At 52.3% G+C, this 14283-nt stretch carries 12 protein-coding genes and 1 tRNA gene; 11 read left to right on the top strand and 2 right to left on the bottom strand.

The annotated features are described in order from the left end of the window. Positions 1-33: 33 nt before the first annotated feature. Positions 34-107: transfer RNA gene (locus OGX83_RS18910), tRNA-Gly, on the top strand. 34 nt (positions 108-141) lie between these two features. On the opposite strand, the gene OGX83_RS18905 is transcribed toward OGX83_RS18910, so the two are convergent. Next, positions 142-678: a GNAT family N-acetyltransferase gene (locus tag OGX83_RS18905; protein ID WP_100271941.1), complete on the bottom strand. Its 537-nt coding sequence runs from the start codon at positions 676-678 to the stop codon at positions 142-144. An 816-nt stretch (positions 679-1494) separates the two neighbouring features. Here OGX83_RS18905 and pgaA point away from each other — a divergent pair. The 6 genes from pgaA (at position 1495) to OGX83_RS18875 (ending at position 8419) form a co-directional block, all read left to right on the top strand. Next, on the top strand, positions 1495-3957 hold the full coding sequence (gene pgaA, locus OGX83_RS18900; protein WP_057067439.1) for a poly-beta-1,6 N-acetyl-D-glucosamine export porin PgaA: 2463 nt from the start codon (positions 1495-1497) through the stop codon (positions 3955-3957). Between the two features lie 9 nt (positions 3958-3966). Next, a complete protein-coding gene (gene pgaB, locus OGX83_RS18895) occupies positions 3967-5988 on the top strand; it encodes a poly-beta-1,6-N-acetyl-D-glucosamine N-deacetylase PgaB (protein ID WP_048215612.1) in 2022 nt (673 codons plus the stop codon). Further along, positions 5985-7319, top strand: coding sequence for a poly-beta-1,6-N-acetyl-D-glucosamine synthase (gene pgaC, locus OGX83_RS18890; RefSeq protein WP_048236716.1), 1335 nt, complete (start codon positions 5985-5987; stop codon positions 7317-7319). The genes pgaB and pgaC overlap by 4 nt, the downstream gene beginning before the upstream one ends. After that, positions 7316-7822, top strand: a complete 507-nt coding sequence (pgaD, locus tag OGX83_RS18885) for a poly-beta-1,6-N-acetyl-D-glucosamine biosynthesis protein PgaD (protein WP_003825542.1) — start codon at positions 7316-7318, stop codon at positions 7820-7822. Before pgaC ends, pgaD begins: the two co-directional genes overlap by 4 nt. Before the next feature lie 82 nt (positions 7823-7904). Next, positions 7905-8135 carry a 4Fe-4S mono-cluster protein YjdI gene (yjdI, locus tag OGX83_RS18880; RefSeq protein WP_003825544.1) on the top strand — a complete coding sequence of 77 codons (231 nt, stop codon included), beginning with the start codon at positions 7905-7907 and terminating at the stop codon, positions 8133-8135. A gap of 11 nt (positions 8136-8146) precedes the next feature. Continuing rightward, positions 8147-8419, top strand: a complete 273-nt coding sequence (locus tag OGX83_RS18875; protein ID WP_003033869.1) for a GNAT family N-acetyltransferase — start codon at positions 8147-8149, stop codon at positions 8417-8419. A gap of 42 nt (positions 8420-8461) precedes the next feature. Here the strand turns inward: OGX83_RS18875 and OGX83_RS18870 are convergent, their stop codons facing one another. Continuing rightward, a complete protein-coding gene (locus OGX83_RS18870) occupies positions 8462-9391 on the bottom strand; it encodes a LysR substrate-binding domain-containing protein (RefSeq protein WP_003825551.1) in 930 nt (309 codons plus the stop codon). A gap of 390 nt (positions 9392-9781) precedes the next feature. Here OGX83_RS18870 and OGX83_RS18865 point away from each other — a divergent pair, with 390 nt between their 5' ends. Genes OGX83_RS18865 through OGX83_RS18850 form a run of 4 tightly spaced genes read left to right on the top strand, consistent with a single transcriptional unit; the run spans position 9782 to position 14245 of the window. Next, positions 9782-10387: an ankyrin repeat domain-containing protein gene (locus OGX83_RS18865; RefSeq protein WP_038633392.1), complete on the top strand. Its 606-nt coding sequence runs from the start codon at positions 9782-9784 to the stop codon at positions 10385-10387. A gap of 15 nt (positions 10388-10402) precedes the next feature. Then, on the top strand, positions 10403-11302 hold the full coding sequence (locus OGX83_RS18860) for an oxamate carbamoyltransferase subunit AllH family protein (protein WP_502873523.1): 900 nt from the start codon (positions 10403-10405) through the stop codon (positions 11300-11302). After that, on the top strand, positions 11280-12827 hold the full coding sequence (gene fdrA, locus OGX83_RS18855; protein ID WP_258735722.1) for an acyl-CoA synthetase FdrA: 1548 nt from the start codon (positions 11280-11282) through the stop codon (positions 12825-12827). The genes OGX83_RS18860 and fdrA overlap by 23 nt, the downstream gene beginning before the upstream one ends. Next, complete coding sequence (locus OGX83_RS18850) at positions 12827-14245, top strand: YlbE family protein (RefSeq protein ID WP_008785728.1); 1419 nt, start codon at positions 12827-12829, stop codon at positions 14243-14245. The genes fdrA and OGX83_RS18850 overlap by 1 nt, the downstream gene beginning before the upstream one ends. The last annotated feature ends 38 nt before the right edge of the window (positions 14246-14283 follow it).

Raw genomic sequence — 14283 nt, 5'->3', positions numbered from 1 at the left:
GCGTAAGGTTTATAATCCCTTACGCACTTCGATGCGGGCGTAGTTCAATGGTAGAACGAGAGCTTCCCAAGCTCTATACGAGGGTTCGATTCCCTTCGCCCGCTCCAAAAATTCTCTCCCTGTAGTTAATCCTTAAAAACGTTAGATAGCGACACCGGAATCCGGTGGCAGCGTGCTGTTACCTTCACCCAGATTACGTTGTAGCAATACCGTGTCGAGCCATAGCCCATGTTTGAAGCCAATGTTTTTCAGTGTGCCGATTTGCGTAAATCCGGCCTGCTGATGGACTTTTAACGATCCCTGATTATTGCTGTCGCCGACGATGGCAATCAGTTGCCGATAACCCTGTGCTTCAGCCCAGCCAATCACATGACGCAGTAAGGCTTTTCCTACACCCTGACGCTGAGCCGTTGGAGCAATATAAATCGAATCCTCAAGGGTATAGCGGTAGGCATAGCGCTCGCGGTAGCGGGTGAGGTAGCAATACCCGATGACCTTATCTTCCTGCAGAGCGACGACCCACGGCAGCCCGAGGCTGCGGATTTTTTCCAGACGAGCAAGCATCTCGTGTGCATCCGGCGGGTCGGTTTCAAAGCTGCCGGTACCGTGAAGAACATGATGTGCATAGATATCGCGTATGGCGAGGATGTGCTTTTCTTCTGCGTTAACGATTTTCATTGACCGGCTCCCATTGGCGTCTTTGCCCAGATTACCTGAAAGTCTGAGGGGAAGGTAAGTGCAAAAAATTATGCTTCTATCAGTTGCTTGTAATGCAAATAGGCTTTCATATTGTAAGGGGAAATAATTGATTGTGGTTGATATTGTCAATAGTACGCAAGGTTGGTAAATATATTAACAGGTAGAGTAATACACAATTATTCACGCACGTATTTGATTGAGTTTCCAAATACCAATTATGGTAGGTTTCGAAAAATGATAAATAAAGTTGTTTGATTTCAACGCATTGTTACTGTATCTAATTCTTCTTGCGCCTGTACCCTTATTTTCATTTCATTGGCCCTGTTTGAGCCCTAAAAATTAAGTTATATTTTGTTGTTAGCAGAGAGCCTATTATCAGATTTTTCTCTATTCACCTCTCAAAATAGTTACCATGCAAACAGTTGCGCGGTGTAGCTATGCTAACCAGCAATAGTAAGCATCGTCACATGATGTCACCGGGCAAACTTTGTTTAAATCCAGAATTCAATCCCAAGAGTATTAGGATTATTTAGTCTAAAATACTTTTTTGCCTAAGACTTTTCTTATTGCGTAGCCACGAACTACATGGAGTGATAAAATTCCCGAGTTTATGCCTCCTGTCCAACGATTAGAGGACGCGGTGCGGGTAGTCAATAAGACGAAAGAATTAATTGCTTCATAACCCTATTACGAAATAAGCGGCAGTGCATCTTACATGGTCGGCAACTGTCAGGGATTGACCGTAACTTATTGAAAACGCTTATTTTTACTCTGATGTAAGATATAAGGGCAGATATGTTCAGTATGCGTCGACATGCCAACTTCATTAAACGTTTTAAGTCTGTAAGCTGTTTATTTACGGCAAGCATTCTTTTCCCTATGCAAATCTCTGCTGCGGTATCAGATTATGATGCTTTGGTTATTGAAGCGCGGGGGGGGAATAGTGCGCCACTATTGCGCTACCTTGAGGATCAGGGAAAGAAAAGTGCGTTAACGCCAAATCAGGTTGCCGACTGGCTGCAAGTTTCTGGTTGGGTTGAGAACAACGATAAAACAACCATTCAAATCTGGCAGCGGTATCGTGGGCAGATGGATGTGCCTGCGCGCGGCAAAGTCGCCGCTGCACGTGCGTACCGTAACCAGAAAAACTGGAATGATTCATTGGCGGTGTGGGAAAGCGTTTTACAGGAAGAGCCTGATAACGTGGATGTACGCACCGGCTGGATAATGACGTTGGCGGATGCGCGCTACAATCAGCAAGCCCTTACTGAAGCGAATAAATGGGCGCAGGCGCATCCGGGCGCAGACTCCGACGCACTGCTTGCCTACGTATATCATTCTCAGGGGAAAAACTGGGATGCACTGTTGGTTGCCAGCCAGGCGGATGATGTTGATCCAGGCAACAAAAATGCAAAATCCACGCTGCTATCTGCGCTGTCGGCGAACCGCGTTTCCGGACCCGCTTTAAATATGGCGGAGGTCGTTCCCACGGCTGATCCAGTGAAGCGCCGTCTTGAGCTTGATGCGGCGGCTGAAATGGTACGCTCCTCCTATACGTCCGCACGTAATGAAGAAGAACGGTTTATCGTGGCCGATAAAGCGCTGGCCCGTTATGACCAGTTGCTGGCGGCCTGGAAAGATGAGCCGTCTGCGCAGAATGATGTCCGTCGGGCGAGAATTGACCGTATGGGTGCCCTGTTGGTGCGTAAGCGTACTGCCGAAGTGATTGATGAGTATGAGTCCCTTTCTGCAAGCGGCGAAGTACCAAACTATGCAAAACGCTGGGTGGCATCAGCATGGTTAAGCGAACGTCAGCCGGAAAAAACCGAAGCGATGCTGGCGAGCATCTACTACCCGAATGGACCTATCCCGGTGACGCCGCTCAGTCCTGAGGATCAACAAGATCTGTTCTACGCGCACATTGATAATGAAAACTTCGATGCTGCCAAAAAACAAGTCGATGATTTGATCAAAGAGAGTCCGTATCTGCGGCGTATCTATGGCTCGCCAACGCCGCAGCCTAACGATAACTGGCTGCTCGGACAGTCGCTACTGACGCAATATCATATCGCTGCCAATGAACTGCCAGAGGCAGAAAAGCTCGCAGAGCATCTGGCACGAACAGGCTCTGGTAACCAGGGATTGCGCATATCTTATGCCTCTGTGCTTGAAGCGCGTGGATTGCCGCATGCGGCGGAGAAAGAGCTTAAGCTGGCGGAAGTCATTGAGCCAAGTAACCTGGAGCTGGAACGTCAGCAGGCTTACGTTGCACTGGATCTTCAGGAGTGGAAACAGGCAGATGAACTGACGGATGACGTTATTGCCCGTAGCCCGGATGATGAAGCGACGCTGCGCCTCGCGCGTATTCGTGATGTCCACAAAATGTCGGAAGTGCGTATTAGCGGAACGCAGGGGATCTCGTCCGATAGCCCGGTCAGCGGTAAGAATGACTTCAACATCAACACGGCTATTTACAGTCCGCCGATTAATGACAACTGGCGACTGTTTACCGGATTCAACTTTGCTACCGGTGAATTTGAGGAAGGGAAGGGCATCAGCCGCGATCTGGCGGCGGGGGCAGAATGGACTTCCCGTGATTACTGGGCGGAAATGGAAGTGTCAGGCCGAAATTATGGCGATGGTCAGAAGATTGGCGGGCGTCTATCCGGCTGGCATGACTTTAATGACAACTGGCGCGTTGGTGGGTCGGCCGAACGCCTCTCTCGCAATACCCCGTTGCGCGCGCTGCGTAGTGGCGTGTATGCCAACGGCGGCGATATGTTTGTTCGCTGGTATCAAAACGAACGACGTGAATATCAACTGTCGTTTGCCGCATCACATTTCTCGGACGGTAACGATCGCATCGAATATGGACTCAGCGGAAAAGAGCGCATGTGGACCACGCCGCGCTTCACGCTGGACTTTACGCCGGGTATCGGCGGGAGCACCAACACCAAAGAAAATGTTCCGTATTACAACCCGAAGAGTGATTTTTCGGTTGTCCCTGGCCTGAGCGCAGAGCAGGTTCTTTACCGCCACTATGATACCGTCTGGACACAGCAAGGTCTGGCTGGCGTAGGTGGCTACTGGCAGCAAGGTGAAGATGCAGGCGCTATCGTCCAGGTGGGATACGGACAACGGCTTAAATGGAACAACGTCGTAGATGGCGGGGTGATGCTGATTTGGGATAAACGCCCCTATGACGGTAAACGTGAGCGGAATATCTCCCTCGCTTTCGATTTAAATGTCAGGTTTTAAGGATTGTTCATGCTGAAAAGATGCCTGTGGCTTAGCGCATTAATCGCTGGCTGGTTGATGATTACCGCGTGCAGCAGCGCGCACAATACAACGCCTCGCTATGTTCCTCCCGCAGAGAGAACGCCGCTGACGGCGGATCATCCGTGGCCGAAAAATAGCTTTCTGGTGCTCGGCTACCATGATGTGGAGGATGGTGCAGCCGACCAGCGCTACCTCTCTGTGCGTACCAGCGCGTTGAGCGACCAAATGGCCTGGCTGCGTGATAATGGCTATCAGCCGATCAGCGTGCAGCAAATTCTGGACGCCCATGACGGTAAAATTGTACTGCCGGAAAAAGCGGTACTGCTCACCTTTGACGATGGATATAGCAGTTTTTATACCCGCGTCTGGCCGCTACTGAAAGCCTACAACTGGCCTGCGCTCTGGGCGCCAGTAGGCAGTTGGGTTGATGCGCCAGCCAACAAAAAAGTCGATTTTGGTGGCTTAATGACCGCGCGAGACAAATTCGCCACCTGGAAAATGGTCGAAGAAATGGGCAAGTCGCCGTTGGTGGAAGTCGGTGCGCACACCTGGAACTCGCACTTTGGCGCTGAGGCCAACCCGCAGGGGAGTAAAGAGCCCGCTGTGGCGAACCGCCTGTATGATAAGAAAACCGGCACTTACGAAACGGACGAACAGTACACGCGACGTATAAACACGGATATCTCTCTGATCACTAACAAGATCAAAGCGGTGACCGGCAAATCGCCGCGCGCGTGGGTATGGCCTTACGGCGCAGCCAACGGTACAACGTTAAACCTGGCCAAAGAGCATGGCTATAAGATGGCCTTTACGCTTAATGAAGGGTTGGCGAATGCCGCGTTTCTCGATGATATTCCGCGCGTGCTGATTTCTGATAACCCATCCCTTAAGCGCTTTGCCAGTCAGGTCGCTCAGGTCCGTGAACCACAGACGATGCGCGTGATGCATGTCGATCTGGATTACGTGTATGACAAAGACCCTGCTCAGCAGAAGCGAAATATCGATAAGCTGATCCAGCGCGTTTATGACATGCGTATTTCTCATGTCTTCCTGCAGGCGTACGCCGATCCGCAGGGCGACGGGAATATTCGCGAACTCTATTTCCCTAACCGTTGGCTGCCGATGCGTGCCGATCTCTTTAACTATATCTCCTGGCAGTTACAAACGCGGGCCGGGGTGACGGTGTATGCCTGGATGCCGGTTCTGGCTTTCGATCTCGACGCGTCCATTCCACGCGTAACCGCATGGGATCCGAAAACGGGACGCACTGCTATCAATCATGAGAACTATGTTCGTCTCTCGCCCTGGGACAGCGAAGCGCGCAAACGCATCACTGAAATCTATGAAGACCTGGCGAAGCACGCCAGCTTCAAAGGTATTTTGTTCCATGACGATGCTTTCCTGACGGATTTTGAAGATGCGTCACCGGAGGCGTTAGCCGCCTACCGTGCCGCAGGGCTTCCGGGCAGTATCGAGCAAATACGTAATAATCCTCAGGCGTTCGAGCGCTGGACTCGCCTGAAAAGTAAGATGCTGATTGACTTCACCAAACAACTGACCCGGACGGTGCGTAATATTCGCGGTCCACAGGTGCAAACCGCGCGCAATATTTACGCCATGCCGGTACTGGAGCCTGAAAGTGAAGCCTGGTTTGCACAAAACCTGAATGATTTCCTCAATACCTATGACTGGACGGCGCCGATGGCGATGCCATTCATGGAACAGATCCCGGCCAATGATGCCAACGCATGGCTTGACCGACTGGTGAATGCCGTTGCACAAACCCCTGGGGCGCTGGATAAAACCGTGTTTGAACTGCAGGCACGAGACTGGCGTAAATCCGGGGATCAGGCTGAAATCAGCGGAAAACAAATAGCCGAATGGATGCGCCAGCTGAAATTAAGCGGTGCAGGTAACTACGGCTATTACCCGGATGATTTCATCAGCGACAAACCTGAGATGTCAGAGATTCGCTCGACGTTCTCCTCATACTGGTATCCGCAAAAATGACCGATCGCATTATTGCTTTCCTGATACTTTGCCTGATGTTCAGCCTGCCGTTTGGTGTGGCTGTCATCTTTACAGGTGAAGTGATGTTGAACTTCGTCTTCTTCTGGCCTTTATTCATGTCTGGCTTATGGATAAGCGGCGGAGTCTATTTCTGGTTTTACCGTGAACGTCACTGGAAATGGGGAGATGACACTCCACCACCGACATTGCAGGGGAATCCACTGGTTTCCATTCTGATCCCCTGTTTTAACGAAGGGATCAATGCGCGTGAAACCATTGAGGCAGCACTGGCCCAGCGATATAAGAATATCGAAGTGATCGCCATCAACGATGGTTCGACGGATGACACTCACGACGTGCTGGAACAACTGGCAGTGGAATACCCCAGCCTGCGGGTGATTCATCTGGCTGAAAACCAGGGCAAAGCGCTGGCGCTCAAGACCGGTGCGGCCGCGGCGCGCAGCGATTATCTGGTGTGTATTGATGGCGATGCGTTACTGGAACGCGATGCCGTCGCTTATATGGTGGCTCCGCTGATCCAGTTCCCGCGCGTTGGTGCAGTGACGGGGAACCCGCGAATTCGAACCCGCTCTACGTTAATCGGTCGTGTGCAGGTCGGTGAGTTCACTTCCATTATCGGCTTGATTAAGCGTACTCAGCGAGTCTATGGGCAGATCTTTAGTGTCTCAGGTGTGGTTGCGGCGTTTCGTCGTCGCGCGCTGGCCGAGGTCGGTTACTGGAGCCCGGACATGATCACCGAAGATATCGATATCAGTTGGAAGCTGCAATTGCGCCACTGGTCGGTATTCTTTGAGCCGCGCGCACTGTGCTGGATCCTGATGCCTGAAACCTTAAGAGGGCTGTGGAAGCAGCGTTTGCGCTGGGCGCAGGGTGGTGCAGAGGTGTTTATCGTTAACATGCGTCGTCTGTGGTCGTGGGAGTTCCGCCGCATGTGGCCGCTGTTTCTTGAGTTCTGTTTTTCTACCGCCTGGGCATTTGCCTATGCGATCAGTATCGTGCTGTTCCTGTTAGGGCTGATGATCCCGATGCCGGACTCGCTGTATGTACAGCATCTGTTCCCACCAGCCTTTACCGGGCTTATCCTCGGCGTGGTGTGCTTGCTGCAGTTTGCGGTGAGCCTGATGATTGAACGACGCTATGAAAAAAATATTGGCGCTTCATTGTTCTGGATTATCTGGTTCCCGGTGGTGTACTGGATGCTAAGCCTGTTCACCACGCTGGTGTCATTCCCGAAAGTGATGCTCAAACGCAAACGTGGCAGAGCGCGTTGGGTGAGTCCTGACCGCGGTATTGGGAGGATCGAATCATGAACCAGCCACTGATCTTCACGGAGCGGCGTTTGCTGCCGCGCATCATCGATGTGTTGTTGACGGCCATCGCATGGGTTGGATTTATCTATTTGATCTATAAAGGGCTGATCACAGCCCTGGCGCATTCACCGTATATGGGGGTGCGACCCTTTTTCACCACGCTGGATACGGTCACGTTTTATATCCTTGTCGCCCTGGTCAACGGCCTGGTGCTGATTGGCTGGGCGAAGTACAACCAGTTTCGTTTTCGGGTGGAGCGTCGCAGTCGCAGACCCGGGCTTGAAGACCATGAGCTGGCAGAAAGTTTGCGTATTACCCGGGAGCTGGTTACGGAACTGAACAAGGCGAGGGTGCTGACGGTCCACCATCATGAGAATGGCGAAATCAGTCATATCGATGTGGACAGGGATATTGCCGATAACCGCCTCCCGCCGCCGACGCCTGCGATGCTGGAGTATTTGCCGCCAGAGCCGCAGCCGTCGATACAGAAAAAGCCTGAATGATATTTCTGCTTTCAGCCGCTTCCTTCAGCCTCGCATAGGTCTATGATTAGACCCAGACAATAAAAAAATGCGAGGCAATGTCGTGGATAAGGAACTACTGGATGCAGGTTACCGGGCCTATACCGGCGAGAAGATTGACGTCTACTTCAACACGGCGATGTGTCAGCATTCGGGCAATTGCGTGCGGGGAAGCGCGAAGCTGTTTAACCTGAAACGTAAACCGTGGATTATTCCGGATGAAGTGGACGTTGCCACGGTCATCAAGGTCATCGATACCTGTCCGAGCGGTGCGCTGAAATATCGCCAAAAATGAGTGAGGGAAGCATGGAGATTCTTGCAGGCCATAACAAGTTTTATGTCAATGATGCTGAGGGCAACCAGGTTGCCGAGATTGTTTTCGTGCCGACGGGCGAGCATCTGAGCATCATTGAACATACCGATGTTGATCCCAGCCTGAAAGGTCAGGGCGTCGGCAAACAGCTGGTGGCGAAAGTGGTAGAGAAGATGCGCGCTGAAAACCGCAAAGTGATTCCGCTGTGCCCGTTTGCCAAACATGAATTTGATAAAACCCGCGAGTACGACGATATCCGCGCCTGATTATCTTATATGCACCGGAAGGTATAACAGCCATCCGGTGCATCACGCCCGATGCAGTAAATCCTGATAAATCCCCGTCAGTATCCCTTGTGGGCCAAACTCTTTTTTAATCCACTGAGTGACACGACCGGTTGCCGAGTGCTGGGTTGCCAATAGCATTCGTGAATCCTGACGTGGGTTGTGGATCTGCCGTGTCACCAGCAATGACTTTTCCATCGCCTCGCGCACCATATAGTCTGGCAGAAAACCGATGCCCTCCCCCAGGATCTGGCACTGGCACTTGGTATTAAAATCGGGAACCAGAATCGACTCTTGACCGTGTAACAGCCAACCGACTTTTTTGTTGATGGTGTGCGCGGTGTCTTCCACCATGATGTTCGGGTACAGGCGCAGTTGGCTCTCAGAGATGGGTTCAGGCATAAACGCCAGCGGATGATCCGGGGCAATCGCGAACGACCAACGGATCGCGCCGATCTCGGTGTAATCAATTCCGCCGCCGTCCAGTAATGTATCGGGCGCGCCAATCGCGATATTGGCCAGGTTATTGATGATCGAATCCCAGACGCCGTTATACACCTCTGTAGTGACGGTTATCTGGCAGGTTGGAAACTGTTTCTTGAGTACCTGCAGCAGCCTCGCCGTATGTTGAGGGGTATACAACAGCTGGTTAATGCAGATGCGCACCCGAGCCTCAATTCCCTGAGCGATGGTATCAATGCTGCGCTTGATGGCGTGGAAATCGTTGAGCAGGTCGGTCGCCTTGCGAAACAGATAGCGTCCGGACTCGGTCAGCTCAATGCTGCGAGTACTGCGGGTAAACAGCACCACGTCGAGACCCATTTCCATGCGCTTAATGGTGTAACTAATTGCCGATGTGGTTAAGCCAAGCTCCTCCGCTGCCTTGCTGAAACTGCTATAGCGGGCAGCCATCGTAAATGCCAGTAGGTTTTCCTCGGTAAATATTGAATTCATCTTTCTCCCCTCCGGCGACAATGCGCATCCGCAACACGATGATTGTTGAATGTATTTGTAATCCTTATACAGAGCAATCAGTTTTGAACAGAATTTAACACCAGTTTTACATTTGATTTGAAGGCAATCACACTTCTGTATTTTAATTGCAGGCCGCTATCCGTGCAGCATACCGCCTGATTTCCCGGACTACTGATTAGTGGCTAAAAGGGGCCCAGCCATAAGGGAAAGATTGCACTACAGCACGTTTTGTCCTCATTGTTAAAATTGATTCAATAATCGATGCGCTAACGATGAATGAAATTTAAGCGGATGTTATTCTCTGCACTCTATTGCTATTCTCAGGTTATCGGATATTTAAAAAGTCTAAAAAACTGCAGGAGAGCGATTATGTCAGAGAAAGAACTCATTACTGAATTTCTGCTGGCGGCAGAACAGGGCAATGCCGATGGATTAAAATCCTGTCTGGCAAAAAATGTGGATATTAACGCCACTAACCGCCAGGGGCGTACTGCCATTATTATTGCCAGCCTGAATAAACATTATGACTGTGTTTCTTTATTGATTGCTGCGGGTGCCGATATTAATAAACAAGATCAAACTTGTTTTAACCCCTTCCTGATTAGCTGCCTGACGAATGATTTAACGCTGTTGCGTACGGTATTACCCGCTAACCCCGACCTCAATTGCCTGAGCCGTTTTGGCGGCGTTGGTATTACACCTGCCAGCGAAAAAGGTCATGTCGAGATCGTGCGCGAGCTGCTGCTGCGTACCGATATCAATGTCAACCATACTAATTTTGTTGGCTGGACGCCACTCCTGGAAGCCATCGTGCTAAATGACGGCGGTGCGAAGCAGCAGGAGATCGTTAAGCTGCTGCTCGACCATGGCGCAAACCCACACATGACGGATAAATACGGTAAAACCCCGCTGGAACTGGCGCGAGAGAAAGGGTACCACGAAATTGCCGAGCTGCTGATTGCGGCCGGAGCCTGACACAGGAGCGCCATTATCGCTACGCCATCACGGCGATGCGTACGGGCGCTAACCGCAGACAGCGCGTTTCTCACTTTCCGGGGAACGGGACGGGTTGAACAGGTTTTTTCTCACGCGGTAAACCTGTTGATACCCGAACAGCAGCGGCTGCTGACGTTACTGAGTGAAGATTGTGATAACGCACCTAACAGCTGTCGGTTGGCGTTGACGCATTGTGAAGACCTGTTTCACCCCGGTGAGCGGGTCAATTTTAGCGGGTCGGGAATAGTTGTTGGCAATGATAAATGGATAGAAACCGCCGGTTGCCTGCTGTGGCGAATACCACGGTGGACATCTGATGCAGCAAGCCTTGCCGCAGTCGGCTGGCAGCACTGGGAAGAGGTTATCCGCCAACAGCTAAGAAGCGACGACACATTATTTCTGTACCGGGGTGACAATCCGTTTTATCAGGAAATCACCCGTCAATTACTCAACCGCCGACAAACATTACTGACGGCGTTGCGTACAGGAGAAAATATTACTACGGCGGTCAGCCATTTAATTGGTTTGGGGATAGGGCTGACGCCCTCATCGGATGATTATTTAGTAGGCTTAAGCACCATTTTATTTATTCCCGGACATCCGCTGAGGAAATATAGAGATGATTTTTTAGCGGCATTGCAACGTGCAGGAAATAATACGACGCTACTTAGCAAAATAACGCTAGAGGAAGCATTTAATCAGCGTTATCGGGAAAGCATCGGACGGCTGCTGAACCAATTTATTACTGAGCAACAACTCGTTTCTACGCAATATATTACTGACATTAAAAATATCGGTTCAAGTTCTGGCTGCGACATGCTGTATGGCATGGCGGATGCCTGCGCCCTGAGCCACAGGTCCGGAGGGAATTATGTCGATCAGGATAGTTGTTAAAAAGAACACGTATTTTGATTCTGTCTCACTGATGTCTATCTCCACGCGCGCAAATAAGCTCGATGGCGTTGAGCAGGCGTTTGTGGCTATGGCGACAGAGATGAATAAGGGCGTGCTGAAGAATCTCGGCCTGCTGACGCCTGAGCTGGAAGAGGCGAAAAGTGGCGATCTGATGATTGTCATTAAAGGTGCCAGCGAGGCGGCGAACGACCAAACGCTGGTGGCGATTGACGATCTGTTTACGCATAAAGAGCAGGGTGGCCAGCATGAAGCGCGATATGCCACGCTTGCCAGCGCGAAGAAGCATGTTCCTGAGAGCAATCTGGCGGTGATCTCGGTCAATGGCCTGTTTGCCGCGCGTGAAGCGCGCCAGGCGCTGCAAAATAACCTCAATGTGATGCTGTTCTCTGACAACGTCTCTCTTGAGGACGAGCTGGCGCTTAAGCAGCTGGCGCATGAAAAAGGACTGTTGATGATGGGGCCAGATTGCGGAACCGCCATCATTAACGGCGCGGCGCTGTGTTTTGGCAACGCGGTGCGTCGCGGCAACATCGGAATTATTGGTGCCTCCGGTACCGGCAGCCAGGAGCTGAGCGTACGCATTCACGAATTTGGCGGCGGAATTTCCCAGTTGATTGGCACAGGTGGACGCGATCTTAGCGAAAAGATTGGCGGCCTGATGATGCTTGACGCGATTGGCATGCTGGAGGCCGATCCGCAAACTGAGATCATCGCACTTATCTCCAAACCGCCTGCGTCAGCGGTGGCGCGCAAGGTGCTGGAACGTGCGCGCGCCTGTCATAAGCCCGTGGTGGTGTGTTTCCTCGGACGTGAAGCCGCGCCTGCGGATGAAAAAGGCCTGCAGTTTGCCCGCGGTACTAAAGAGGCGGCGTTGAAAGCGGTACTGCTGACCGGCGTGAAAAAAGAGAGTCTGGATCTGCATCCGCTCAACTGGCCGCTGATTGAAGAGGTTCGCGCCCGTCTGACTCCACAGCAAAAGTACATCCGTGGCTTGTTCTGTGGCGGCACGTTGTGCGATGAGGCGATGTTTGCTGCCATGGAAAAACATGCCGAAGTTTACAGCAACATTCATCCGGATCCGGCATTCCGCCTGAAAGATCTCAACCGCAGCGTGGCGCATACCTTCCTCGATTTCGGTGATGACGATTTTACCAACGGCAAACCGCACCCGATGATCGATCCCACCAACCGCATTAGTCGTCTGTTACAGGAAGCGCGCGATCCTGAAGTTGGCGTGATCGTGATGGACTTCGTCCTTGGATTTGGATCGCATGAAGATCCGGTTGGCGTGATGCTCGATGCGATCGTTGAAGCCAAAGCGATCGCCGCCGCAGACGGTCGTCCGCTTGAGATCCTCGGCTATGTGCTGGGAACCGATCTTGATACGCCGTCGCTGGAAAAACAGTGTCAGATGCTGACCGACGCCGGGGTTATCTGGGCGAGCAGTAGCACCAACACCGGATTGCTGGCGCGTGAATTTATCTGTAAAGGGGAGGAAGCCTGATGAGCCAGACACTGTTTAACCAGCCGCTGAACGTGATTAACGTTGGCATCGCGATGTTCAGCGATGACCTGAAAAAGCAGAACGTACCGGTGACCCAGCTCGACTGGACGCCGCCGGGGCAGGGCAACATGCAGGTCGTGGCTGCGCTGGACGACATTGCCGATTCGCCGCTGGCAGACAAAATCGCGGCCGCTAACCAGCAGGCGCTGGAACGCATTATCCAGTCGCATCCGGTGCTGATTGGCTATGACCAGGCGATCAACGTCGTGCCGGGCATGACCCGTAACACCATCCTGCACGCCGGGCCGCCAATCCGCTGGGAAAAAATGTGCGGCGCAATGAAGGGGGCGGTAACCGGGGCGCTGGTCTTTGAAGGGCTGGCGAAAGATCTGGATGAAGCCGCCGAACTGGCCGCCTCGGGTGAAATCATCTTCTCTCCGTGCCACGAGCATGACTGTGTCGGCTCGATGGCGGGCGTGACATCGGCATCGATGTTTATGCACATCGTCGAGAACAAAACCTATGGCAACCGCGCATATACCAATATGAGCGAGCAGATGGCGAAGATCCTGCGCATGGGCGCGAACGATCAGAGCGTTATCGATCGTTTGAACTGGATGCGCGATGTGCTGGGACCGATGCTGCGCGACGCTATGAAACTGGCGGGCGAAATCGATCTGCGCCTGATGCTGGCGCAGGCATTGCACATGGGTGATGAGTGCCATAACCGCAACAACGCCGGGACGGCGCTGCTGATTCAGGCGCTGACGCCGTGGATTATTCAGACCGGCTATCCGGTTGAACAGCAACGTGAGGTGTTCGAGTTCGTCCTTAGTAGTGATTACTTCTCCGGACCGACCTGGATGGCGATGTGTAAAGCCGCAATGGACGCTGCACACGGTATTGAATACAGCACCGTGGTGACGACGATGGCGCGCAACGGCGTTGAGTTCGGTCTGCGCATTAGCGGCTTACCGGGCCAGTGGTTTACCGGTCCGGCGCAGCAGGTGATTGGGCCGATGTTTGCGGGCTACAAGCCGGAAGATTCCGGACGTGATATCGGCGATAGCGCGATAACAGAAACCTACGGCATTGGCGGTTTCGCGATGGCGACGGCACCGGCCATCGTAGCGCTGGTGGGCGGTACGGTCGAAGAGGCCGTTGATTTCTCTCGCCAGATGCGAGAAATCACTCTCGGCGAAAACCCCAACGTCACCATTCCACTGCTTGGTTTTATGGGCGTACCGACCGCTATCGATATTACGCGCGTAGGCAGCACTGGCATTCTGCCGGTGATCAACACCGCTATTGCGCACAAAGACGCGGGGATCGGCATGATCGGCGCCGGAATAGTTCACCCGCCGTTCGCCTGTTTTGAAAAGGCGATCCTCAACTGGCGCGACCGCTACTGCCAATAACAATAACCGGGGCTAACGCGGTTAGCCCCACAGTAGCG

This window comes from Citrobacter sp. Cpo074 (assembly GCF_030332745.1).
Taxonomy (GTDB): Bacteria; Pseudomonadota; Gammaproteobacteria; order Enterobacterales; family Enterobacteriaceae; genus Citrobacter; species Citrobacter portucalensis.
The sequence above is the reverse complement of the archived record's forward strand: the minus strand, read 5'-3'. Positions and strand labels throughout refer to the sequence as shown.

What these genes read in the sequence shown, in the direction of transcription:
- pgaC (WP_048236716.1), top strand. Translation starts at nt 5,985, where the DNA reads ATGACCGATCGCATTATTGCTTTCCTGATACTTTGCCTGATGTTCAGC.
- OGX83_RS18870 (WP_003825551.1), bottom strand. Translation starts at nt 9,391, where the DNA reads ATGAATTCAATATTTACCGAGGAAAACCTACTGGCATTTACGATGGCT.
- OGX83_RS18865 (WP_038633392.1), top strand. Translation starts at nt 9,782, where the DNA reads ATGTCAGAGAAAGAACTCATTACTGAATTTCTGCTGGCGGCAGAACAG.
- pgaB (WP_048215612.1), top strand. Translation starts at nt 3,967, where the DNA reads ATGCTGAAAAGATGCCTGTGGCTTAGCGCATTAATCGCTGGCTGGTTG.
- pgaA (WP_057067439.1), top strand. Translation starts at nt 1,495, where the DNA reads ATGTTCAGTATGCGTCGACATGCCAACTTCATTAAACGTTTTAAGTCT.
- OGX83_RS18875 (WP_003033869.1), top strand. Translation starts at nt 8,147, where the DNA reads ATGGAGATTCTTGCAGGCCATAACAAGTTTTATGTCAATGATGCTGAG.
- OGX83_RS18905 (WP_100271941.1), bottom strand. Translation starts at nt 678, where the DNA reads ATGAAAATCGTTAACGCAGAAGAAAAGCACATCCTCGCCATACGCGAT.
- OGX83_RS18850 (WP_008785728.1), top strand. Translation starts at nt 12,827, where the DNA reads ATGAGCCAGACACTGTTTAACCAGCCGCTGAACGTGATTAACGTTGGC.
- pgaD (WP_003825542.1), top strand. Translation starts at nt 7,316, where the DNA reads ATGAACCAGCCACTGATCTTCACGGAGCGGCGTTTGCTGCCGCGCATC.
- fdrA (WP_258735722.1), top strand. Translation starts at nt 11,280, where the DNA reads ATGTCGATCAGGATAGTTGTTAAAAAGAACACGTATTTTGATTCTGTC.